The sequence below is a fragment of the Saccharicrinis sp. GN24d3 genome, from assembly GCF_052400645.1.
Classification (GTDB): Bacteria; Bacteroidota; Bacteroidia; order Bacteroidales; family Marinilabiliaceae; genus Saccharicrinis.
In genome coordinates this window covers 165,641-188,616 of the sequence record NZ_JBQTGI010000011.1, presented here as the reverse complement: position 1 = coordinate 188,616, position 22,976 = coordinate 165,641, and the positions used below count along the sequence as shown (strand labels likewise).

The 22,976-nt window shown below is 40.2% G+C and carries 26 protein-coding genes and 1 tRNA gene; 2 read left to right on the top strand and 25 right to left on the bottom strand.

Annotated features, from left to right (window positions below; all coding sequences use genetic code 11):
• Positions 1–21 precede the first annotated feature (21 nt).
• From ACT29I_RS14630 to ACT29I_RS14615, 4 genes are all read right to left on the bottom strand, one after another.
• Complete coding sequence (locus tag ACT29I_RS14630; protein WP_430935041.1) at positions 22–1,338, bottom strand: ammonium transporter; 1,317 nt, start codon at positions 1,336–1,338, stop codon at positions 22–24.
• 275 nt (positions 1,339–1,613) lie between these two features.
• On the bottom strand, positions 1,614–1,982 hold the full coding sequence (locus ACT29I_RS14625; protein WP_430935040.1) for a response regulator: 369 nt from the start codon (positions 1,980–1,982) through the stop codon (positions 1,614–1,616).
• The gene (locus ACT29I_RS14620) at positions 1,983–2,204 is read right to left on the bottom strand and encodes an ATP-binding protein (protein WP_430935039.1); all 222 of its coding nucleotides are present in this window, start codon (positions 2,202–2,204) and stop codon (positions 1,983–1,985) included. It abuts the gene before it with no gap.
• 25 nt (positions 2,205–2,229) lie between these two features.
• Positions 2,230–2,400 (bottom strand): hypothetical protein, encoded by a 171-nt coding sequence (locus ACT29I_RS14615; protein ID WP_444793814.1) that lies wholly within the window; start codon positions 2,398–2,400, stop codon positions 2,230–2,232.
• 558 nt (positions 2,401–2,958) lie between these two features.
• On the opposite strand from ACT29I_RS14615, the gene ACT29I_RS14610 reads away from it, so the two are divergent.
• Positions 2,959–3,043, top strand: a tRNA-Ser gene (locus ACT29I_RS14610).
• Positions 3,044–3,131: 88 nt separating this feature from the next.
• Complete coding sequence (locus ACT29I_RS14605) at positions 3,132–4,283, top strand: site-specific integrase (RefSeq protein ID WP_444793813.1); 1,152 nt, start codon at positions 3,132–3,134, stop codon at positions 4,281–4,283.
• A gap of 39 nt (positions 4,284–4,322) precedes the next feature.
• On the opposite strand, the gene ACT29I_RS14600 is transcribed toward ACT29I_RS14605, so the two are convergent.
• The 21 genes from ACT29I_RS14600 to ACT29I_RS14500 all read right to left on the bottom strand — a co-directional run bounded on the left by ACT29I_RS14600 (position 4,323) and on the right by ACT29I_RS14500 (position 22,974).
• Positions 4,323–6,164 carry a hypothetical protein gene (locus tag ACT29I_RS14600; protein WP_444793812.1) on the bottom strand — a complete coding sequence of 614 codons (1,842 nt, stop codon included), beginning with the start codon at positions 6,162–6,164 and terminating at the stop codon, positions 4,323–4,325.
• A gap of 54 nt (positions 6,165–6,218) precedes the next feature.
• Positions 6,219–10,100 (bottom strand): strawberry notch C-terminal domain-containing protein, encoded by a 3,882-nt coding sequence (locus tag ACT29I_RS14595; protein WP_444793811.1) that lies wholly within the window; start codon positions 10,098–10,100, stop codon positions 6,219–6,221.
• Position 10,101: 1 nt separating this feature from the next.
• Positions 10,102–11,112: a hypothetical protein gene (locus tag ACT29I_RS14590; RefSeq protein ID WP_444793810.1), complete on the bottom strand. Its 1,011-nt coding sequence runs from the start codon at positions 11,110–11,112 to the stop codon at positions 10,102–10,104.
• Positions 11,109–11,360, bottom strand: a complete 252-nt coding sequence (locus ACT29I_RS14585) for a hypothetical protein (protein WP_444793809.1) — start codon at positions 11,358–11,360, stop codon at positions 11,109–11,111. The genes ACT29I_RS14590 and ACT29I_RS14585 overlap by 4 nt, the downstream gene beginning before the upstream one ends.
• Before the next feature lie 135 nt (positions 11,361–11,495).
• Positions 11,496–11,690: a hypothetical protein gene (locus ACT29I_RS14580; RefSeq protein ID WP_444793808.1), complete on the bottom strand. Its 195-nt coding sequence runs from the start codon at positions 11,688–11,690 to the stop codon at positions 11,496–11,498.
• Positions 11,687–11,842: a hypothetical protein gene (locus tag ACT29I_RS14575; protein WP_444793807.1), complete on the bottom strand. Its 156-nt coding sequence runs from the start codon at positions 11,840–11,842 to the stop codon at positions 11,687–11,689. Before ACT29I_RS14575 ends, ACT29I_RS14580 begins: the two co-directional genes overlap by 4 nt.
• Complete coding sequence (locus tag ACT29I_RS14570; RefSeq protein WP_444793806.1) at positions 11,826–12,263, bottom strand: 3TM-type holin; 438 nt, start codon at positions 12,261–12,263, stop codon at positions 11,826–11,828. The genes ACT29I_RS14575 and ACT29I_RS14570 overlap by 17 nt, the downstream gene beginning before the upstream one ends.
• A gap of 12 nt (positions 12,264–12,275) precedes the next feature.
• Complete coding sequence (locus ACT29I_RS14565) at positions 12,276–12,887, bottom strand: glycoside hydrolase family 108 protein (protein WP_444793805.1); 612 nt, start codon at positions 12,885–12,887, stop codon at positions 12,276–12,278.
• A gap of 3 nt (positions 12,888–12,890) precedes the next feature.
• The gene (locus ACT29I_RS14560; protein ID WP_444793804.1) at positions 12,891–13,532 is read right to left on the bottom strand and encodes a hypothetical protein; all 642 of its coding nucleotides are present in this window, start codon (positions 13,530–13,532) and stop codon (positions 12,891–12,893) included.
• Positions 13,529–14,026, bottom strand: a complete 498-nt coding sequence (locus ACT29I_RS14555; RefSeq protein WP_444793803.1) for a hypothetical protein — start codon at positions 14,024–14,026, stop codon at positions 13,529–13,531. Before ACT29I_RS14555 ends, ACT29I_RS14560 begins: the two co-directional genes overlap by 4 nt.
• Entirely contained in the window at positions 14,026–14,208 is a 183-nt protein-coding gene (locus ACT29I_RS14550; protein WP_444793802.1) for a hypothetical protein, read from the bottom strand. The genes ACT29I_RS14555 and ACT29I_RS14550 overlap by 1 nt, the downstream gene beginning before the upstream one ends.
• Entirely contained in the window at positions 14,208–15,017 is an 810-nt protein-coding gene (locus ACT29I_RS14545; protein WP_444793801.1) for a hypothetical protein, read from the bottom strand. The genes ACT29I_RS14550 and ACT29I_RS14545 overlap by 1 nt, the downstream gene beginning before the upstream one ends.
• 28 nt (positions 15,018–15,045) lie before the next feature.
• Entirely contained in the window at positions 15,046–16,275 is a 1,230-nt protein-coding gene (locus ACT29I_RS14540) for a hypothetical protein (RefSeq protein WP_444793800.1), read from the bottom strand.
• Positions 16,253–16,882 carry a hypothetical protein gene (locus ACT29I_RS14535; RefSeq protein ID WP_444793799.1) on the bottom strand — a complete coding sequence of 210 codons (630 nt, stop codon included), beginning with the start codon at positions 16,880–16,882 and terminating at the stop codon, positions 16,253–16,255. The genes ACT29I_RS14540 and ACT29I_RS14535 overlap by 23 nt, the downstream gene beginning before the upstream one ends.
• Positions 16,883–16,992: 110 nt before the next feature.
• Positions 16,993–18,156: a hypothetical protein gene (locus ACT29I_RS14530; RefSeq protein ID WP_444793798.1), complete on the bottom strand. Its 1,164-nt coding sequence runs from the start codon at positions 18,154–18,156 to the stop codon at positions 16,993–16,995.
• Positions 18,156–19,742 carry a hypothetical protein gene (locus ACT29I_RS14525; RefSeq protein WP_444793797.1) on the bottom strand — a complete coding sequence of 529 codons (1,587 nt, stop codon included), beginning with the start codon at positions 19,740–19,742 and terminating at the stop codon, positions 18,156–18,158. Before ACT29I_RS14525 ends, ACT29I_RS14530 begins: the two co-directional genes overlap by 1 nt.
• A gap of 1 nt (position 19,743) precedes the next feature.
• Positions 19,744–21,021: a hypothetical protein gene (locus tag ACT29I_RS14520; protein WP_444793796.1), complete on the bottom strand. Its 1,278-nt coding sequence runs from the start codon at positions 21,019–21,021 to the stop codon at positions 19,744–19,746.
• A gap of 3 nt (positions 21,022–21,024) precedes the next feature.
• Positions 21,025–21,312, bottom strand: a complete 288-nt coding sequence (locus ACT29I_RS14515; protein ID WP_444793795.1) for a hypothetical protein — start codon at positions 21,310–21,312, stop codon at positions 21,025–21,027.
• A 6-nt stretch (positions 21,313–21,318) separates the two neighbouring features.
• Positions 21,319–21,702: a hypothetical protein gene (locus tag ACT29I_RS14510; protein WP_444793794.1), complete on the bottom strand. Its 384-nt coding sequence runs from the start codon at positions 21,700–21,702 to the stop codon at positions 21,319–21,321.
• A gap of 86 nt (positions 21,703–21,788) precedes the next feature.
• Positions 21,789–22,394, bottom strand: coding sequence for a hypothetical protein (locus ACT29I_RS14505; protein WP_444793793.1), 606 nt, complete (start codon positions 22,392–22,394; stop codon positions 21,789–21,791).
• An 82-nt stretch (positions 22,395–22,476) separates the two neighbouring features.
• Positions 22,477–22,974, bottom strand: a complete 498-nt coding sequence (locus ACT29I_RS14500) for a hypothetical protein (RefSeq protein WP_444793792.1) — start codon at positions 22,972–22,974, stop codon at positions 22,477–22,479.
• Between the last annotated feature and the right edge of the window lie 2 nt (positions 22,975–22,976).

The window sequence follows — 22,976 nt, the reverse complement described above, 5'->3', positions numbered from 1 at the left end:
TTTAAACTTTAAAATCAGACATTAGTTAGGATTCATCATACCATAGCCTCTTTCACCGTGGTAGGCATGGTCAAGTCCCATCATTTCTTCTTCGTCGGTAGACTTAAACTTGAACAACTTCTCAACTATCCAAATTAACGCTATCGTCAGCACAATTGAATACACAATAGCTATTGCTACAGCAGCCACCTGAACACCCAACTGATCCCACACAGACCATTGTCCGCCGGCCAGCGAAGCAGCATTCTCCATCCAGCTGTTTCGTATAAAGAAGGTTAAAAAGATAGCCCCGATAATACCGCCAACACCGTGAATACCAAATGCATCCAACGAATCGTCATAACCCAATTTGTCTTTTAATATTAAAGCTCCATAACACACTAAGGAAGCCATACTTCCCAACGCCATGGCACCAAGTGGCTGAACCACTCCCGCAGCAGGGGTAACAGCAACCAGTCCGGCCAAAATACCCGACGCAAAACCCAACGCCGTTGCTTTACCATACTGAACAAGTTCGATAATAGCCCACATCAATGCCCCGGTAGCTCCGGCAACCTGAGTCGCGGTTAACGCTTGTGCTGTACTGATTCCACTTGTAATACTGGAACCCGCATTGAATCCAAACCAACCGACCCAAAGCAGCCCAACGCCCATCATGGTCATCACCAGGTTATTTGGACGTAACTGACGCAGAGGATAACCGCGACGTGCCCCCAAATAAATAGCTGCTACCAATCCGCTGATACCCGCTGAAATGTGTACCACGGTACCACCTGCAAAATCGATGGCTCCATCAGCTCCCATATTAAACAAAAAACCATCTTCGGCCCAAACCCAATGGCACAATGGATTGTATACCAATATACCCCAAAGGGATATAAAAATCAGGTAACCTTTAAACTTTACCCTTTCGGCAAACGCTCCGGCAATAAGTGCAGGAGTTATTATGGCAAACTTACCCTGAAACATAGAGAACACCAATTCAGGTACCCCGCCTTCCATTACAGTTTCGTCAATTCCTTTAAGGAAAACATAATCGCTGTTCCAGCCAAACCATCCGCCAAAAACAGATTCTCCAAAACACATAGAATAGCCCACGACTACCCAAAGAACGCTCATTACACCCATGGCTGCAAAACTGTGCATCATGGTTCCCAATACATTTTTAGATCTTACTAAACCGCCATAGAACATGGCCAGTCCCGGTACCATCAAAAGTACCAATGCAGTTGATGTAATCATCCAGGCCGTAGCTCCGGCATCTACTTCAGGGTTGGCGGCCCAACCGTTCACGAAAAACCCCAGCAACAAAGTTGCTAAAAGAATTGCTCTCTTCATAAAAATACGCTTAATAGGTGATAATTATCATTTCTCGCGTGCAAACTTATAATTTTTTATAGTACGGTGCAAATGATATTATATTTTACAAGGCAAAACCCCCTTTTTACAATAGTATGTTTTACAAATAGAACATCTCACAGCAAACAGCTCCCCATAAACAACCCCCACACTTAAACTAATATTGCTTTTATGGCAAAAAAAACACAAAAACAAATAAATTAAAAAAGCCCGACAAAATTTGCCGAGCTTCAATAACTGTATTTTTTTCAGCGCTAATTCAAATATGCTTCCAGTTCTTCCTCAATTTTAGATTTTTTTAATGGCTTTTGGAAATAACCATCTATCAAGTCAGCATCTAAGGCTTTTTCAATTTCGGGAGTTAAACCATATCCTGATAACAGAAAGTAAGGGATGCCACCTCTTACTTTTCGGGCAGCAGAAACAAAATCCAGCCCGTTCATCCCCGACATTTTCATATCCGTTATTACCACATCTATCCCAGTATGGTCATCCAATATCTCAAGCGCCTCTGCACCAGACTCGGCAGTAACGATTTCATAAACCCCACGAAACATAATGGTGAACAACTTTAAATTTATTGGTTCATCATCTACATATAGAACAACACCTAGTTTGCACATTTACTTTTTACTTTTTACCGGGATAATCGCAGTAAAATTAGATCCTCCACCTTTATCGGAACCTACTCTTATCTCAACCCCATGTTTATTAATAATGTTATCAACTGTGGAAATTCCCAATCCTGCGCCGTCCCCTGCTTCTTTCGTGGTTAAAAATGGTTCAAAAATGAGGTTCTGGAACACTGCATCCATTCCTTCACCATCATCTACTATAGTAACCATCTATTTTTGCGAATTACTCAACAGTTTAACTTTCTACTATTTTTCCTTTAAGCTTTATTGCCTGTATAGCCTTATAATATGCATTCATAAAAACGTAATGCAAATCGCCTTTATTTCCGTCCAACATCACCTCCTCCGGCGGATCATGCCAAACCAAGTTAATTCTTGCAGTGGTTTCAAATTCAAAAATATCCAAATAATCGTCAATAATAATGCGAATATGGTAACTTGAAAAATATTTTTGTTTAGAAATCTACTTTAATCCAGTCTGTGAATACTGCACATTCTCATATTTCATCAAGTCCAAACTGACCCATGCCAAAAATTCTTCCCATAATTTTTCACATACCGCCATTCGAAAAAGTACGCCATGCCGCCCTTTTCTTCATCCATTTTTCCAATCAGCATACTCACGGATTTCTTATCCTTCTTTAAAAGGAAAATTCCCTCAGCAATATATCAATAAAAAATAATATTTGGTGCAACTATTAAACGTAAGAATTGTCATTCGTTAAAAAAATAGATTTTTGGAAACGGAAAATCCCAACATACAACACCAACCGGGAATAAAAAAGGCGCAAAAAAGCACCTCCAAAGAAAGCACTTAGACATAACACTTAAATTAAGTTTATATTTTTTTTCATTTTTATTTTTGCAGTTCGAAAAATTCCTATACATTTGCACCCGTTATCAAAAGAGATACACACTGAAACAACAGCAACAGCAAGGGTTTCAGATAAGATATAAAATTTTTGGAGAGATGGCAGAGTGGTCGAATGCGGTGGTCTTGAAAACCATTGTACTGCGAGGTACCGGGGGTTCGAATCCCTCTCTCTCCGCATAAATAGACTCTTATAGTAAGAATCAAGTAACCTAATTACTTTTTAGTAGTTAGGTTTTTTTTTACTTTATTTTTACTGATAACATATGAATATTCTATTTTGGCTTGCAAAAAGTAAGCGAAATAAAAAAGGTCAAGTACCTGTTTACGTTCGGATTACTATCAATGGTGAACGTGCAGAATTATCCACCAACCTTTGGATTCTCGAAAAAGACTTTGACAACCGGTACAAGAAAATCAGGAAAAGTCACCCCCTTGCAGAATCGTACAATAAATCCTTGCTATCGGTTACCTCCAAGTTAAACAATCTCTATCATAACGCTATTTTCTTTGATGGTTATACTCCAAATGCTAAACAATTAAAAGATAGGTATCAGAAAGGTACTTTTGAAAGCAAAACCCATATAAAGGCCATTATTAACGAATATATAAGCAACAAACACCCTGATGAAGAATCAGAAGCTTACAAAAAAGACAACCGATATGCAGTTTTAGTTATCGCTTCATTGGCTCAATTGAACTTTTTAAACAGCAAACTTGATGATTACAACGATTACATAATAGATAAACTGGCACACCATATTATTGTAGAGCGCAAATACAGTATAGGCTATTGTAAAAAGTCTCTGAGCTTCTTTAAAAGTTCACTCCTGTTTGCTTACAATAGGAGGTATTGTAACCGTTTTCCGAGTTTCAACAAAATAAACTACCGCGAAACCAATCATATTATTTACTTATCGGATGCTGAATTAAAGAAACTGGCCAAGTATAATTTTGAGAATGATGCCCTGGATAAAGTTCGGGATTGCTTTTTGATGCAATGTTATACCGGATTGGCTTACATCGACCTGAAGAACTTGAATAAAGAAAACATCCAATTTGAAAAGGATGGATTATGGATTAATAAAAGGCGGCAGAAAGTAAAAACAGCAGAATGTAACATCCCTCTATCTCCTACGGCTGTCAATATTCTGCAAAAGTATGATTTTGAAATGCCCATTGTCTCGAATCAAAAATACAATACGCACCTGAAGACAATAGCAACGCTTTTAGGTATTAATAAGAAGCTGACTTCGCATGTTGGCCGCAAAACCTACGCTACCTATTTATTAAATAAAGATGTGCCGATTGAAACTGTAAGTGCGCTCCTGGGGCACTCCAATATATCAATTACCCAAAAAGCTTATGCAAAGGTGCTGCACATGAAAGTGGCAAAGGATGTAAGAGCCGTACTATAAAAAGAAAGGAGTAGGTTTAAAAATCCTACTCCCTCATTTTTATTCTTCCTGGCTTGCAAGTTTCCGTTCAAATACCAAGTAAGTTAAATCCTCACCGTTGTACCGGTTCTTCTCGCAAATGGCTCGACCGCCTTTTTGCACCTGGATAACCATACCACCATCGTATTCAGCTTTTGAACCACCGCGAACAGTTCCGTTAGTGGTTGACTGAAAAATAACAATAAACATGGTATCAGGATGTTCTTTGCGTAGCTTATCAAAGTCGTCCTGGTCAACGTTCGGTATCTTACCCCAACTATCAATAACAACTACATCGAATATTTTAGCTGCAGCTTTAATATCCTCTATGCCGTTCGGGCAGCTTTCGGCTATCTGTACACTATTAACTATTGTTGGGCATAGATATTCGTTACGCATATCTTTAACCAGGTTAGAACGCTTACCAATTTCCAAGGTAAAACAACCAATGTTGAATCCGGCTTTGGCAAAGGTATTCATCATTTGATAAGTTAAGCGCGACTTACCGGCTCCTTTCTCACCACGCAATACAATGGCATATTCGTATCGCTCCACATAACCAAGGAACTTACCCAAGTCACCAGGTAATTGAATTTTCTCCAATTCGTTCTCCGGCTCTGTGTCGGTTATTGGTGTAAACAAGCCGTTTACAGCATCGTTATTTTGCACATTATCCTGGTTGTTTTGTTCTGCTTCCAATTGGTCGGATGGTGCGGATGGGGACGGTTCAGGCGTTAAGTCAACCTGAAACCGGTCAACTACTACTGGTTCACGTACCGGGGGTTCAGTTCCCGATTGCTCCTGAACTTGTTTTTGAGATGGAGTATTATTATCAAGTCCATTTAGTTGCTTGTTTGGTTTCTTCGTTACTTTGCGCTTAACCGTACGTTTTTTGCTAGATGCCCCACTACCACTAGCTTTTTTTTGTATGGTTTTGGTAGTGGCTTTAGACTTTCCCAGGCCAAAGTATTTATCCAGGCCGCTTAATGTGGTAGGTTCAAATCCAATGTAATCAGCTTTACCCTCCATGTACTTTTTCATAGCCTTGTATGCCAGTTGCAATTCATGTGCGTAAAAATCTTCTTTACTAATCTTCTTTTGTTCGGTGGCACTATCAAAAGCTTTCATAATGCGCTCTACCTTTTCTTTATCCGGCTTCACTTCGCCCTCGATACCAACAAAGCGTTTAAGTAAATTAACCGATGTACGAATAGCCACTTCATTTGATGCCTGGCTAACTTTATCCTGGAACGTTTTATCAACTTCCATAGTAACATGTGTTAGCTTTTGTTTGGTCATAGCTTCGAGTAATGCAGCCAACTTTTTAGAACATTGCCATACCAGGTCAGCATGTTTACTTTTACGGCTTACTTTACGTTCAGTAATTCTACGCTCAAAGTCGCGGTAAATAGTAAGGATAGTACGCCTTTGTCGCTCTTTACCAATGCAACCGTTAAACCTACGCAATAGGCGCACATCTTCGGTAAAATGTTCGGTTTTTATTGGCTCAACCTTGTTACATTTTTCGTCCTTTTTTGATGGAGCGGCTTTTTTTGTAACAGGCTTCTTTGCCTTATTGGTGGATTTCTTTGCGTTTTGCGCAACTTTCTTTACGTTTTTGGTCGATTTTGTAACGCTTTTGGTCTTTTTCGGTTCAGTTTTGGTCTGTTGACGTTCGTACTCTTTTTTGATAATGTTGTCAACCAGTTTCATGTGATTGTCCAACATTTCTTTGATGTCCTTATCATCTTTGTAGAACTCTGCATAATCGGCAAAGTCCTTATGAGCTTCCTGGATATAATCCGGTTGTTTGGCAAAGTTGATTTTTGCTGTTTTCTCCTGGTAATTGCTAACTGTAATCATAGCTATATATTTTTTCGAAAAAGTTGTATATAATTTTGTGTGATAATTGTATTTCTAAGCTGCTTGCTTTTGCTTGATAATAATAGCCTTTGCACGAAGCTTTAAAAGCTTAATTTTACGCGCTGAATCATTCTTTTTAGGCTTTTTGCTATTCTGCATTCGAAGCTTCTGTTCAAACTCCTTTCTATCTTTCTGCAACTGCTTTTTAGCCTTAACGGTTAGTTCGTCCAGTTCATCAACTGAGTTCTCTCGATTAGGCTCAATAAACTGGTCGAAGATGTTACGACCTACTTTAACAGAAATACGGTGTTTTTCGCTTAGTATGGTTAGAAACTTCACCGCGTTACTGTCGGAAACTTCGCCTACCATATTGCCCGATACAAGTGTGAAACCTACATTACCATCAACCTGGCTGTATAGCTCTTCATCTTTAAAAATAGACTGAAAATGTGTCTTTTTAGGAATGATAACCTTGTAACCATCTGCCCTGCGGAAGAAACCAATGCCGTTTTCGCTCTGAACGCTTGCACCATTGCGCAAACTCTTAATGTAAGGAATCGCATCTTTGATGGATACCATCACATAAGCATTGTTCGTGTTTCCCTTTTGGTCCGGTGACCAACCTTCAGGCATTAATACACCTTTTCGTGTGTCTCCGGATTTGGTTGTGAAGCTTACAAGCTTTCCGTTTTCGGTTGCTGCCTGGAGTAAGTTTCCGGTAAAGATATACCTGGTATGTCGGTTTGCATCGTAGGCTTTTATATGGTCATTCCAATTCTCAACAAATAATTCGCTATCAATTGTGGTTAATCTGTAACTACGTGATAAAATGCGCTCCGCTTCCCTGCCTGTATCTCCTGACAATGGCAATGCCAACATCTTACGACTATCTGCAATGGCTATCTTTACCTTTACTGCGCTTGGTGCAAATGGGTTGGCTCTTTTCTTGTCGATATGCAAGCCCAGGGAAATTCCTTTAACACTTTCACCCATTGCATCGAAACCAATTGCCGGAACTTGTAAGCCCTGGCCAATTTTAAAGAATCGGATAAAGTTAAGCATGTGGCTTTTTCGGTTGTTCAGCTCTCTTGATTTTTGCTGTTGGTCTAAAGTCCTGGCTTTGTTCAGCTCTTTTTCTCTTTCAGCCAGGTACTGACTTTGATTGTCAGCTTTTTTATACTTGGCTTCGTTGGTGATATTCTCAATGGCTCTGTCGTACTTATCCTCAATGGCCATTAGTTCTTTTTCTAATATGGAGCTGCTTACCTGGTTTAAATGAGCAATGATATTACTCTTTATTTCATCGGCTGTTTGTCCGTTTAAAGCATCCTTAATTTGCTTTTCAAGCTCCATTTTCTTGAATGGCTTTCTAAGCACATTACACTCGCATTTTTCCAGGTAGGTATCCTGACCAAATGAGGACTCTCCACCTTGGCCGGCTTTTGTTATTTTACGCTCTTTTGTTTCGGCCTGTAGGTTTAAGGTTTCCAACTCAAGGTCGTATTCACCTGACTGAATTAAGTACTCCACATAATCATGGTAACGCTCTAGTACATCTTTATAGAACTTGCGTTGCTCTTTTACCGGAAGTATGGCCACACGTCCGGAAACGAATAATGCAAAGTCTTCATCAATGCTGTTTTCGTCTTTACTTGACCTGGTTGGATTACCTAAAGCCAGGTTAAGCTTTGGATTCTCGATAAGGTAAAGTTTTACCACCTTGTCACCGTACTTATTCAGGAAGTCATCCGTTTTAAGCTGCTTTTCACTACTCTTTTGGTTACTGGTTGTATTGGCATCCAATGACTTCAATTTCTTTTGAAGCATCATCATTAAACGCTGTTCAGCCGGTATGGTAGAAATAAGATAATCGTATCTCGGTTTATATATCTGTCCGGTTCGGTTGATGCGTCCACGCTTTTGGATCTCTGTGTTAATATCAAGCTCTGCCTGGAGTATTATCATCACACGCTTTTTAACTTCGCTCTCCGGAACTTTATCGGTAGGAACTGCATGTGCAGATGCACCTGTAGAACCGGATTGATTAATCAGCAATGCATCCAGTTCGTTGTTATTGAACTCACGAAACAAGTCGTTAGTACTTTCCTTTTTGCGTTTTTCGATTAGTGCGGTTGAAGCAATGGTATCAACATTGCCTAAAGTATGCTTACTGTAACGTAATGCCAGTTTACGACCGGTAACTTCGCCAACGGTGAACCCTGCCTGTTCAATCTTCTGTACAATTAAATCAATAGGACTTATTAATATGCCGGTAGCTGCATTCTCTATTTTATCCAGGATTGTGTAGTAGTCGCTTTGAGCATCCGCATCGAGCGAAGCAATATCCAGTTCATGTTTAATGGTTGAACCATCAATATCACGCTCTGTATATCTCAATACGCTATTTAAGCCTTTTTCAAGTACAGTTGAGAAGTCTGCGTTAATTGTATCATTCACACCGCCCATATCCTCTAAAAAGCTCCCCATTGTGCTACTGAATGCAACAATAGGCTTATATCCCTGCTTCATCATTTTAATGGCATGGTTCGCCACGCTTTCAGCCTTAATGGCAAATAGCATTTGATTTATGATATTGAACACCTTTGAGAAATAAGGCATATTATCTACTCCGGCTCTTTTTGTACCTTTTCGGGCTTCAATTTCTGCACCGGTGGCAGCTGCTATGGAATCCATTTCACTTATGATTGGCGTAATGTGAAGCTCCTGAAACTCGATGATGTCACGAATAATGTCTGTCACCTTATCGGCCATTCTCTCATGTTCTTTTGAAAGGCTATCCAGGTTCATGTAGTTGACTTCAACGCCCTCGAACGAACGTTCACGCCTGATTAATTGCCCCTCGAGTACCAATTGAGAAGAAAGAACCTCTTGTAAGGCCACACCTCCATTAAGGATAGCATCTATTAATCCCTCATTGGTTAATGAAGCTTCACGTATGGCCGTTTTCATGGCGTAAATAGGCATGTTATCCGGTCTTTTGGCATAAGTGGCCGAAAGGAAAACAACGCCTTTGGTTTGCCATAAAACAGAGCGCATAAACTCACCTGTCTGTGAGCTTCCTGAAGAATTGTGAGCTTCATCCAGGATAATCAAATTGCCTTTGGCCATTGCAGCCAAAAAGCCAGGCTTTAATGGTTTCTTCTTTGGTTGGTTAAACTGGCTGTATGTGGCACACACGTAGTCATACTCTTTACCAAGCTTTTGACTTTTCAGTATTTTATCCTGGTCAGCTTTTACCGGAGCTTGATAGATGGTTGTTCCGTTTTTGTCTTTAATGTGGGTTTTGCTTTCCCTGGCATTAACGATGAACGGTACATATTCCTCGCTTAGAATATCCACCATATCACGGTAAATGTCACTAAATAAGTTAGGTTTTTCGGATAAGAAAATAGGCTTCATACCGTTTTTGATACCATAACGAATCATAGCTGCTGCCTGGCGACCTTTCCCTATTCCGGTTTGGTCGCCAATGATGATACCCTGCTCTTTTTCCTCAATATTGAAAATGGCCAGGGCTACACTATCTACCTGTTCGGCTGCCAATGACTTAACCAACTGTTCATCGGTATAATCCAACTTAGTAGCCACATACTGAAACAATGGCATTCCAATTTTCTCTTTGACTTTACGAATAGCAATGTGCATTTCGTAGCCCATTGAATCGGGTACAACTGTATCCAGGATAAACCCTTTTTCTGTTGCAGGGATGTAGGCCATACCTAAACCTGTATGACCAACCAATCCCTCCAGGTAATCAAATTGACTTTCGGTTAATCCTTTAGCCTGGATGTATCTTTTACGTAGTTTACTGCTTTTAAAACCAAGCTCCAATAAGCGTTGGTGTATGTGATTGGGTGTTTTATTGGGAAAAGTAACCGTTAATACGTTACTGTCTAGTTTTATTGTTCCTTTCATTTTAAGACTGTTTTTGCAAGATGATTAAAGCTTTCGCTCTTAGTTTTAGAAGCTTTATATTGGGTTTATTATCCTTTAAGCCAACACGCTCAAATAGTTCCTCGTAGGAGTTTATTACGGTGGTAAGCTCTTCATTTTTTAATGGTGCTGCACCCTCCGGTTTAGCTTTACGTCCATCAATCAGGATTAAGCGTACATCGAAGCCGGTTCCTTGTTTGGTGTAGAGTTTTTTACCATTAATGGAGATAACATCCTCCACGTTGTAATGATGGTATAGGTAGTTCAGGAAGATGCGATTCTTCCCCCTGGTTAATCTGCCTTTAGCATCATAAGTAGAATGACCACCGATTATAATTGCTGCCTTTCCTGAATCCTTTAATGTGTCCAGGGCTGTAATGGCCATTGCATGGTCAAGGTGCTTAATGAGGAAACCACCGGCTTTAATTGGTTCGTCCAGGGTTGCGAATGGTGGATTGGTTGTAATGCCATCGAAGTACCAAAGATATTTGTCAAAAGGCTGTGTTGCATCCTGGTTACTGACCACCTTAAACGGCTGCCGTTTTAAGTTGGATAAACGAATATCATCCAACTCATTCACATAAGTTTGTGTGTAAGGTAGTGCTATGGTCAATAATCCATTCCCTGCACTTGGCTCAAAATACTTTGCCGTAGCTTTTCCATTCTCCACATATCTACTAGCAAGATAGGCCAGGGGTGCAGGGGTAGAATATTGCTGCAACATCATGCTATGCGATGTTCGCAATGATAAGTTGTGTTGTGTGTTATAAAGCTCAACAAGAGCATGAAATGTGGCTTTTATGCCTTTATCCTGGTTACTGGCAATTCGTTGCCTGGCTATGGTAACAATGGCTAACTCTGAAAGCTCTTTAACCCATGTTTTATCTACAATACCAAAACGTTCACCCTCTTTTTCAAGTGAACGTTTGTTGTATTTGGTTCCGGAACTAATTTCTTTAACCAGGTGTTTATAAAACTTGTCTTCTTTAGTCATACATTACTTATCACTATATCAAAAGCTCCTGTTTTGCTGTATACTTCACTTGCAGCCTCATGTCTCTTTGAAGCTTCATTCATTATCTGTGTTCTAAAATCACAAGTTACCTTATGGAATTTGCCAAGCTCCTTTTCTAATAGTTTCAAAGTTTGTTGATGCTCTATATGCACTTGAAATTCCTGAATGAGTTCTACGTATGCGCAAAACTGTTCTTCATCAAATTCTTTCCAATATTGCTTACTCATTTATTTCCCTTTCCATGTACCCAAAAGCATAACTCCACTTATCACCCTGCCAGGTGGATGGAACAGGGTTATCCATTAACCAGGATTCGACCTCTTGGTTGCTAACCTGGCTTAAGAGTTGTTCCTGGTAATAACTCAAACTTTAATTGTTGCTTTTTTTCTGCCTTGGCTTGTTGGCTTACTTTTACTTGCTTTTGGCTTATTTGTACCGTTTAGTGCCGGTTTGCTTTCGTTACCGGATGATGCGGATGCAAGAGCAATAAGCCCAATAACTACTGCACCACCGATTAACAGATTCTTCTTATTGCCTAATAATAATGATGTAATCATGTTGTCTTTTTTACTGGAGTTGCTAAAATATTTCCTACGGCTGTGCCTATCACCAGGGCAACCGTTGCATCTGTTTTTAGATACTTGGCTGCCTGGTAAAAGGTCGCTCCACATAGAGCCACATAAACCGCTTCTTTAATCTTTTCGTTCATCGCGTTTTGCCTGTCTGCGTTCTTTCCTGGTTAGCATTACTTTTTTGGCTGTATCTGCTACGCCTGGTAGTATCTTTTCTCCTGAACGGCCAATAACATAACCACCAATAGAAAGCTTTAATACATCCCAAAAATCAGGTGTTAACTCAGGTTTAGGAATGCCATAAAAGTTGAATAGAATAGGTGCAATCATCACGTTGTACACGATAACCACACCAAACATTATCATTAAAATAGGTCGCCAATTGCGTTGAAGCTTGCTTCCGTTGGCTTCTGCCAGGAGAATAGATTGTTTCACATTTAACATGTGTTCCTGGGCTTGCTTAACCTTATCTAAGACTTCCTCTTTACTTGTGAAGTTTCTATCAAACGCTTCGCCTGTTTTTTCAATGGCCTTGCCTATGCTGTCAATTACGCTCATTGCTATCCTGCATTAAAAATTTGATAAAAAAAAACCTCCGATACCAACTCCAAGCAATAAAGCTGCAGATATAGCCGGTGTGTATTTGAAGCTTGATAAACGGTTTAACCAACCTCTTAGAAAGACTTCGTTACCATTTTTAGCAATGGCATTGTAATAACTTGCCCGGGCTGCTTTATATGCTTCAAATAACTGCGATGGATTTACGCTGTTGATAGCTGCAACTGTCATTCGGCCTTGCGCACCATCAACTTGGATGTTTTTTCCAAATTGGTCACGCAAAACACGTTGTAGTACCTTAATGCCATTACCGCCTGAATTAACGTAAGCATCAAAAATAATACGCTGCATAGAGCTGTCTTTTACCTGGTCCAGGAGAATCCTATCCCAAAACTTAGACTTATAAAATTGTGTTACCAATGGCTCTATTTGTGGGTCTGAAATGCGGTGGTTTCTTGGTAAATTTCCGCGTCTCCGCTTTTCTTCATCAACAATCATCCACCCTGCCCAAGATGGGTGAAACTTTCGGGCAATGCCCTGGTAAGTTTCTCCACCTCGGTCGTTGGAATGGTTGGAATAATAACCCTCGTGTTTAAGAATCTCAGGTAATATAGTATTGAACATGGCTTACAGTTTTAATAGTTTAGACCTCACATCTTCGCCTTTAGGCAATATCTTTGAGCTTTTCATCATATCGTATTCAGCCTGGCTAACCATAGCAACCTTGTTGGTAGCTACCCAAAACTTAACACGCTTTACATTAATGGTTGTCATTAGCTCTACAAGTCCATTCTTGTAGTTGCCGGTTGACGTACCTAAGTGAGTGCGCACCGATAGGTGGGCAAATGGGTCACGTCCATAACCATACTCAGGGCTATGTGTGTTTCCAACGCCTGTAAAGAGGGTTGCTCCATCCACATCAATAACGTAGGCTACATTGCGTAGTACCTTAGAATCGTTAATCAGCATTGAAAAGTGCTGTTTATCCAATTGAGCCGGATAACCTAATGAGGTCAATGCCTTTTCGGTTTGCTCGTTAAAATCACCTGAAGCTCCACCTCCTGATAATACCAGGTGAGAAACATCACCACCACGGTTAATCAATGCCTTTTGCACTTGTTTAACCAGGTCGTTATTATCGCCTTTCTTTAATGGGAAAATACCAGGTATTTCAGTTGGCTCTATCTTGCTGTTATCGCCTTTCTCGTACTTTTTCATCAGGTAAATACCCAATGCAGCAAAGCCGGCAAATGCTATTAAATTTTTCATTTCGTAAACCAGGTTAAAGGTGTTAACATTGGATTGACGTATGAAGCCGCTTTTAATACCGAACCGGTTTTTGATACTGGCTTATACTTACCATTTAAGGCATTATTAAACTTTATCAACTCATCAGGGTCTAACAGGCGGTTAAGCTCTGTCACTAATTCTTTAGAGTATAATTTTCGATAAGCATCCCCCACCATTCGCATGGATACACCATTCTCGTTCATTTTTATTGCAGTGGTGTAAATGGCCTTTTCATCCTCTGTCATGTTAAACCAACCACTATGCAATGCTGAATACATCATACCGGCATATTCAACGGCTTTGCCCTCTTTAGAACCATCACCGTACTTGCTTGCAGCTTGTTTAACGTTGGCTTTTTTGATGTAGGACTTATAGCCCCAATATCCCAAGCCCAACAAAGCCCCTGCACCAACTACGATGCCTACTTTCTTCATGGTGTCGCCATTTGTGGCGGCTGCTATTAATGGAATCATTACATAAACTTTTTATACGTTTGAATCTTCTTGTTTATGCCAGGCTTTTTGCTCTTTTCTGCCAGTATTTTAAGATTCTCGATACTTACATTCTTTGCTATGGTTTGAATGCTTGTTGTCAAATCAATTTCTTCTGACATATCTGATACATTGGCCTGAACAGGGATATTAATAGACTTCATTATTCTTCATTTAAAAAGGTTATCACCTCAGGAATTTTTGATACATCGGCAGCAACGGCTTGTGCCATTTGGAAAAACAGTCCGGCAACTTCATCGCTTTGCTGAGTTAGCCAGGCTTCAATATTCTGTGCTACTTTAGCCTGAATCGTTTCGGCTGCTGAAGCTCCTGGTTGTTCTGCACTTGGTTGTTCTTCTCCTGGTTCAATTGCACCAATGGCAGGAACGTCAATGCCCATTAATCGGCCTATTGCAGTAGCCGCAATGGTAGCTAATGCCGGATTGGTAGAAACAGTTTCTAACACACCTGAAAGACCGTTGCTTTTTTCATATTCCTGGCCTTTGCGTTCCAACTCAAATTCTTTGTCCTTGTACTTGTTGTCTTTTTCAAGTTCAAAGTTTTCCTTTTTCAAGGTTTCGTTTTCATTTTCAAGCTTCTCAACTCTGCGCTCTGATTTGTCCAGTTTGCCCTTGAGGTCTTGAATCATGTAGTCCTTGAAGTCTCCAGGAACATTCATTGGTTGTACTTGTGGTGTGTTCATTGGCTGCGTGTTGGCCTGTGTATTTTCTATTCCATTTAATGTGAGTGGGTACTTTTCGCCTTCCTTTACATTGCTCGAACCATTTCTGCGCTTTTGTTGGATGATAATTGAATCCGGATTATGCGCTTCCAATACTTCGTTGAGTAAAGTTTCAACGTCTGTTGGTTCCAGGTTTTTATAAAGTTGCCGTTCAACGCCTCCAGTATTAATGAAAACGTCGAACGGTTGCCCCAACCTCTGTAAATGTTTTGATGTCTGTTTAATATCCATAATTATTGCGGTTTATGTATGAATGTTATTATCTGCGTCTGCGCCTTATAATTCTTCTGAATGGAGAACGGCTGCGCTTGCGTGATTTAGCTCTTGCTTTTGCTCTTACCCTGGCTGTATGTTGTCTCAATTTCCTGAGTAGAGCTGCTCTTGATGAACTGCTTTTTCTGCGGACAACTCTACGCCTTGATGGTCTGCGGACAATGCGCCTTGTTGGCTTGCGATATGAACGTTTTACCGTTGGTCTACGTCTGATTGTTCTGCGAATCGGCTTGCGTACCGTTCTACGCCTTGATGGTCTGCGAACAATACGCCTTGTTGGCTTGCGATATGAACGTTTAACCGTTGGTCTACGCCTGATTGTTCTGCGAACTGGCTTGCGTACAATTCTACGCTTTGATGGTCTGCGAACAATGCGCCTGGTTGGCTTGCGATATGAACGTTTTACCGTTGGTCTTCGCCTGATTGTTCTGCGAACTGGCTTACGTACTATTCTACGCTTTGATGGTCTGCGAACAATACGCCTGGTTGGCTTGCGATACGAACGTCTTACCGTTGGTCTACGCCTGATAGTTCTACGAACTGGCTTGCGAACCGGTCTGCGCCTAGAAATTGATTTTCTCCTTGCCGTATAAGATTTTCTGCCACGGGAAGAAATAACCCTGCGACTTCGTCTTGAAATACTTGGACGCCTTAAAGGTCTCCGCGTTGAAGTTGCTACCTTTCTTCTTTTTCTCACCAAGGATGATGGACGCTTTTTTTTTGCCATTTGCTTGGCATAGGCTTTAAATGTACGTGCCTGGTTGCGTTTTAACTGACTACGGAACGAAGCACTCATCTTACGCAATTGAGCCTGGTTTTTACGCTCCCAACGTTTCATAAGCAGAGCTACGTAACGCTTTTGGGCTGCTACTTGTCTGCGAAGCTGTGCTATGGTTTTTCGATTTGAAGCAATGGTACGCTTCATAGATGCATGTTCACGTTTGGCTCTGTTCACCTGATTAACACCACGGTGTAAACTGCGGTTTAGCCTGGATGTTTGACGTTGGCCACGTTCAACATTGCTGAAACGCTTTTTTAAAGCTGCTTTCTTGCGCCTTTTGATGTATGCAGCTCTTTTTTGTTCCTTGCTTGGTGGTATTTTCACCTCAGGAAGCTTCTGTAGTTTAGGAACAAATTCGCCTTTTGTTTTGGCTTCCATTCCCAAGGCATATTGAATGCCCTCACTAACCTGGTTAATTAGTGGTTTGTTGCTCATTGTAGTATGAATTAAATGATGATTGATAAGCGATATTTAACGACTGTGCATTATTCAGACTATCCAGGTACATTAACCTTGGATTCCTGGAACGAATCTTATCATAGTACTTGTACCTATTTCTTTGCCATTCCTTTTGTTGTCGCCAATGGTTAAACCTTTCTTTGGTGAATTTTGTGGCCGTTGGTTGATGTGCATAATCGCCGTATGACCTTATGTTTTTTACAGTGTTCTCAATATCGTTGAATCGTTGATGTAGTGCCGGTAGTTCATCTCGGATAGTGGCTAGCTTTGCCTGTATCACTGACATCTCCTTTGTAAAAACAATGTTTGTGCTATTCAGCTTTTCTAGTTGCTTGAAAATGGCACTATCTGTCTCTGACTGTTTCTCCAGGGTTTTGAAAAGCATCATTTGCCTGGATTCTAATTGTTGTTGCTTATTATTTAAGCCGTGCATGGCTTCTCTGACTTCGCCAGGCATGTTAACTACTTGCTTAACTGGCTCAATAACAATCGTTGTAAATACTCCTAAAAGAGTGGTAACGATTAACCCGGCAATGATTTTACCGATGTTTTGAATAACTGCATTTTTAAACGTCTCGCGCATTTTTCTTTGATTTTCGGTGTTAAAATATTAGTTGTCATATTCACGCTTTCGGTTTTTTGCAGTTTCGGGGGGTTTTCTTCTCGATTTGGTGGTTTTGGATAGTTTTTTTCCTAAAAGTCAAATTTGAATTGCACAAATCTTAGTATTCCAGATAATTCAACTTGATTAGGATTCGTATCTCCCCATGCTTGATAAAAATTGAATGGAAAGATGTTTTGTAACTGACTTGTCGGTTCTAAATCAGAAGTATATATTGCTGAAGGTTGGATACTGTATTTCTCAAGTAGTTTAATATCCTCATAGCTATTCATGTCAAAAACTGGACTATGCCATTCAGCAGGTATATCAGGATTGATTTTCAAGAGTTTATTGTCTACAATTTTTGCATTAACCAATGACCCAAATTCCCATTTAATTTGGTCAGGGACGTTAATGTATTTATTGTACTTCTTCTCAGGATCAATATGCCACAATCTGTTACCTCCTAAGATACCACCATGATAGTATTCATCTGAATTAAACCAAAGTGTTCCATCTGTTGGGTCCAAGGCTAACCCTTCGTTAACATGCCCTGTATTTCCAAGACCAAAGGGAAAAGTAAGGACAATCTGACCACCTAAGCTAACCTTAAGCTTTTCATCAACACCATTTACCCAAATGGAAGAATTGCGCTCATCCATTGAGACTCCTTCCGATGCACCATTAACTACTAACTCTCTATCTAACTCTAGCGTGTTATTATTAAAATCAGGTCTCCAGAATCTGATATAGTTAGAACCATCGTATGTAATTAGGAACATTTGCAGGATACTACTCCAGTAAATACTACCGGGATTATTCTGACTATTGGGAAAAGTTAATACGAACAAAATAGTGTTATCCTTTCTTTTGGCAGTTATCCCCGATGTAGTTAAATGGTAATATCTATCAGTGTCAGAATCATATGCTAAGCCTTGTGTTGAAAGCTTCCCCATTGTCTCAACTAAATTGACGTTTCTATTAAATCTTAGAGTAGGTAAATTAGGAGTTTGCACTACTATTAGTTCATTGTTAGCCTTATCGTAGTCTAATCCTGTGTTTGCTGCTAAAGTGCCTATTGGGCTTTCGTCAACAGTAACAGTATTAGTTGAAATAACATTATACCCTGAATATTGTGACAAGTATTCCCAATCATTTGAATTGTAATTGATAGAAATCATTGCCAACTCTACAGTTTTTTCCTCCTCTACTTTTTCAATGGCTTCAGTTAATAATGCTGAAAATATTGCTCTCATTATTGAAAATGTTTTAATAACAATGCATTCCGTACATTATCAATATCCTCCTGTGTTGCCTCCGATTTGTCAAGTATGACTATATCAAATATTTTACCTTCTGTACCCAAAGAACCATCAGCCCTATTACCAATATGTAAAGTACTAATATCAAATGCGCCTAATTCTCCAGTGTTAAATTGTTCACTTCGTGTTTTTAGATAACTATCAGCACCATCAATGGATAATTGATATAATACTTTAGTATCAGCAGAAGGACTTCCACCTGGGTAATCTACTCTTGTAGCGGTAACATAAGAATATACTCCCCTATTCTGTAATATTGACCTAGATGTTCCTGCGGTATCCATCAATCTAGCATTATCATTAGGCGTATCAAGTGTAACCACGAAGTAAAATTCATATGCTCCTGATAATGCAACTATAACAGAAAGTAAGTCATCAACACCATCGAACTGCATGGCAGACATATTAATCAAAGGTTGCTGAGCTTTTGTATTATTGATTAAATGGTTATTGTTTCCTGATTTATCAAGCCATTGTTCTACTGAAACTGGGGCATTAGTATCTAAAACCACATTAGTTGGCTCATTAGGGTCTGTATAATATCCTTTTAGCTTATTTGTTCCTAAACTATCAATACTAAATTCGCCCGAGACAGGTCCTGCGACTGGAGATTTGTAAACAGAACCAACCCTAGTTCCACTTAGTGCCTTTGGAGTTATTTCCACTATAAAATACCTGTTAGTATCTTCTGTTACAAACGTGTATTTCTGTGTTGTTCCATAAGTAGCACCTGTAGCTACAATAATTCCATTTACATCATCCTGAGCTTCTAACAAGCTATCATATCTTTTTAGCTTATATGAAGTTCCTAATGAGGTTTTATCTTCTGCATCCCCTTCAGTATCGCTATAAACGTACGAAATGTTTGCCTCAAAATTAACTTGCAAAGGGTCAGCTGTTATTGCAGGTGATATTGCTATTGGAGGTACATTACCTGCAACCTCTTTGTTGAATTGCTTTATAATTGCATAAGGCTTATTAAATGGGGAGTACCACATAAAAATGTGATTAATGTCTGCATTATCCAATTCGCCAAAAACATTGAAAGCATCTTTATCAATAGACAACGTATTCAGACCGTTGCCCGTTAATTCATGGAATATTTCTTTATCACTGATATGTCCTTCTGAATCAAGTGTAAAATGAATATCTGAATCTTGTGTGTGTTGTGAAGCCTTTTTTCTATCAAATCGAATGACAGAAGAAAAAGGAACAACTTCACTGTTTAAAGCCTTAAACACACCATCTGAACTTACAGGATTCTCACTGTTATCGGTTGGATTGACATCAACAGTAATATCCACACTTCCTATATTACCCAGTGTTTTATCCTTGTTTACCTTGAATATCTGCGCTTCGTTTTGTGCATCAAGGACTAGGGCAACTACCTGGCCAGCATAGGATGAGCCACCGGCTAAATAAGCATCCAGGGCAGCCTGTGTTATAAAGACTGAATCTTCATCAATTGCGAATGCGCCTAATCGTTTGTAGCCTTTGGGTAGTGATATCGGTTCTGCCATATTAAATAGTCACGTTATAAGTAGCCGTGCCACTAAAAGCAACGGCAGAGATGTACACAAACACTTTGTAGCCAATAGCCAGGTAATTGTTTACACCCTCCACATTCATGGTTAGTTTGCTAAAGGTGTCTGCTACCTCTGCATTACCTAGCTCTACATATTTCACGCTCGATAAGTCGCGTAAAGTATCAGGATAGGCAATGATAATTCGTTTTGTTCCGGCAGGGATGTTCAATGTTATTGATGTTCCGTTGCCTGGATTCAGTTTTTTATCGCTTAAAGCTCGTATTTCGGCACTTGTGGCAGGGTTGGCATTATTGGTATCCATGCCGTAAAACACGTTCCTATTACCAGTGTATTTAAGGCTTTTGGTCAGGCTTCCGGCCAGTATCTTTCCGGTTGGGTCTTCCTCTCCAACATTATTAACCTTGGTAATGCCCTCATTGTAGAAGATAGTAGCGGTGTAATTCAAATGTACACCATCTTGCACCTGAATAGATGCCTGGTTATAGGCTTGTAAAACGGCTGCATCAATTAAACCTACATTTGCTCCACCTCCTGTAGAACGTTGTAATAAATAACGGTTGAGTGCCCCTGCATCGCGTTGGGTGAATGAAGCAAGGATATCAGGACTAACATATGTTCCGGCTTCAACATTTTGGCTCGATGGGCTTAGTCCAATACTTGGCGCGGAGTAACTAACAGGCAATGTCTTTTGCGCTGTTTTCTTTAGGTAATCATGCAATAAGGTATCTTTTTCAACTGTATCACCATCGGCATAACCACCAATAGAAACGCCATTAAAGGTAAAGGCTTCGCTTATCTTAATGGTTTTTGTAGTCAGGCTGTTAACCAGTTCCTCAAGCTTTTCGGATGTTGCACCAATGCGGTTAATAATCTTACCATTGAGTTCAGCAACTTCAATGTTTAACACAAGAAATTGCTGTGCATCGGCAGTACCTTGTACAACATATACCTGGTCTTCACCTGAAAAATGAATATTAACCGGTGTGTCCTGGCTTCGATATACAAAAAGCTTGTACCTGGAACCAACCAGGTATTGATACAGTGTGATGGTACAATCACGGTTGGTATCTACACGAAACTCGCTGTATTCGTTATTGCCTAAATCAAGCAACAACATGCCATCGGGTTTAAACCCTGAGAAGTATTCAGGGTGACCGTAGGGGTACTTTTGCGTACCATCCGAAACAAATACTTGCTGCGGAGCTTCGGCCATTGCCCCTGAATTATTCTGTATGATTCTACCCGTACTCATGCTTTACGATTCTTCGGTTGATGCAATACTCTTAATGATTTCCACGTCACCCTTTGTAGCTCCAACGAACTTAATCTGCATTGTGCCAAAAAAGGTGTAACCTGAATGACCAGGGAACTCACGCGCTGTGCCTTTGGCAACTGTCATAAGTGCTGCACCACCTTGATAATGTATTGTACAATCAGTTGCACCGTTGTTTATAACGGTGAATCCAACACAATTATTCAAATCAAAGGTTGCATTGTTTTGTGTGGCAGAATCAACCACCACTTTCATTTTGAGTAGATTCATGCTTTACTATTTCTGTGGTTCACGTTCCAAAAGGAATACAAAATCATACTCCAGGTCAGCCGTTAACAAGGCAGGGATAGCGGTTGAAATTTGTACTTTCTGACCGGATGCTTTTATGTTTTGCTTCATAAAACGGTCTTCAATCTTCATTCCGGCTGCTTTGTCTGACATTAACAGGTCTTTATGAACCACGGAAATGTATTGTTTGTCCTTATCATCAAGACCAATACGGTATGATGGAATACCACCGTTTCCTGATTCAAATACAGCCACTCCAATACAACGCTCAAAGTCTGCTCTTAAAGTAATGTCTTCGCGCTTAGTTCCTGCGGCAGTACCGGTAGCGTAGCTAATTGTTTCTGATTGGATGAAATATTCTTTTCTGTCCATTGTGCTTTTGCTTTAATGAAAAAAGGGTGGTGACGCGCACCACCCTTTCGTTCGTGTTAATTAATAACCCTCTTTATGAAAAAAACCTACTTAGCGGCAGTTTCAGTTCCCATTAAGCGCACTTGCAAATAATGGTCGTCAGCACCTTGTACCATTGCTGAATCAGCACCGAACTCTAATTCGATGTCAACCGGCTTTTGCTCGATAAGAACAAGCGGAGTACCTAATTCAAGAGAATCTTCCTCTCCCTGGGTCTTTTGAGAAGCTGCACCGTGAGTGAAACGCTCAACCGGAAGCTTTAACAAGGTTTTGTTGTCTTGCTTAATGATAAGCTTTGCACGCTTCAATACTTCAGGGAATGCGCTTGCCAATGATGAGAAAGCGATGTCCTTGATTTCAGTATTGTTTACTGTGGCATCTTTACCATAAGCAACTTTAATACGCTCGATTGCGGCATTAACACCGGCTTCAAGCTTGTTGCTGTCAAAGTCACTTACACCAACAACCTTATCATTGGTAGTACGTAACAATGGATATACACCCCCTGCGGTTGAAATTTCCACAATGTGGTTAATATCTGAATCCATAAAACGAACTCTTTTCCCAGCAAATTCAGCTTGCATTTGCTTGTTCATTTTACTTTTTTTAGCGACTAATACGCGCTGTCCTTTTGTGTAGTCTGTCTTTAACATTTGACTGCTTTTTTATTTGTTAGTTACTTAAAAACCCACCGCAATGAAGCGGTGGTATTCTTCACTTGTTTGCTGTTTTTGCTTAGACTAAATCGTCTAATTCGCCTACTCCGGATAGGTCTTCGTACTCGTCGAACTCTTCGTCGTAGTCTTCGTCTCCGGCAAGACCTACTAAGTCCTCGATTTCGTCACCTTCAAGGCCATCGACCATGTAAGTGTTTCCGTTTTCGTCCTGAACCAATTGAGGTCCATTGATGCCACCTAATTCGATGATGTTTCCATCTTCGTCCTCGTACAGCTCACCTAAACCGTTGATGGTAGGAGTGAATTTCTGCATTGCAGGAACTTTCTGTGCTACATTGCCAACTACACCAACCACACCAACTGCGGCTAATCCAAGGCCAAGGTTTTTAAGGATTGGAGACTTTCCTTTTGTCGCCAGGTAAATACCTAAAGCGGTTGCTCCTACTGAACCGATTGGGTTAGAAGTCCCATCGGCTTTCTTTGTCATTTTCATGGCAGCTCCGCCGATAAATGCACCACCGGCAACGGCTCCAACTTTTGTTAATTCTGCTTTCATTT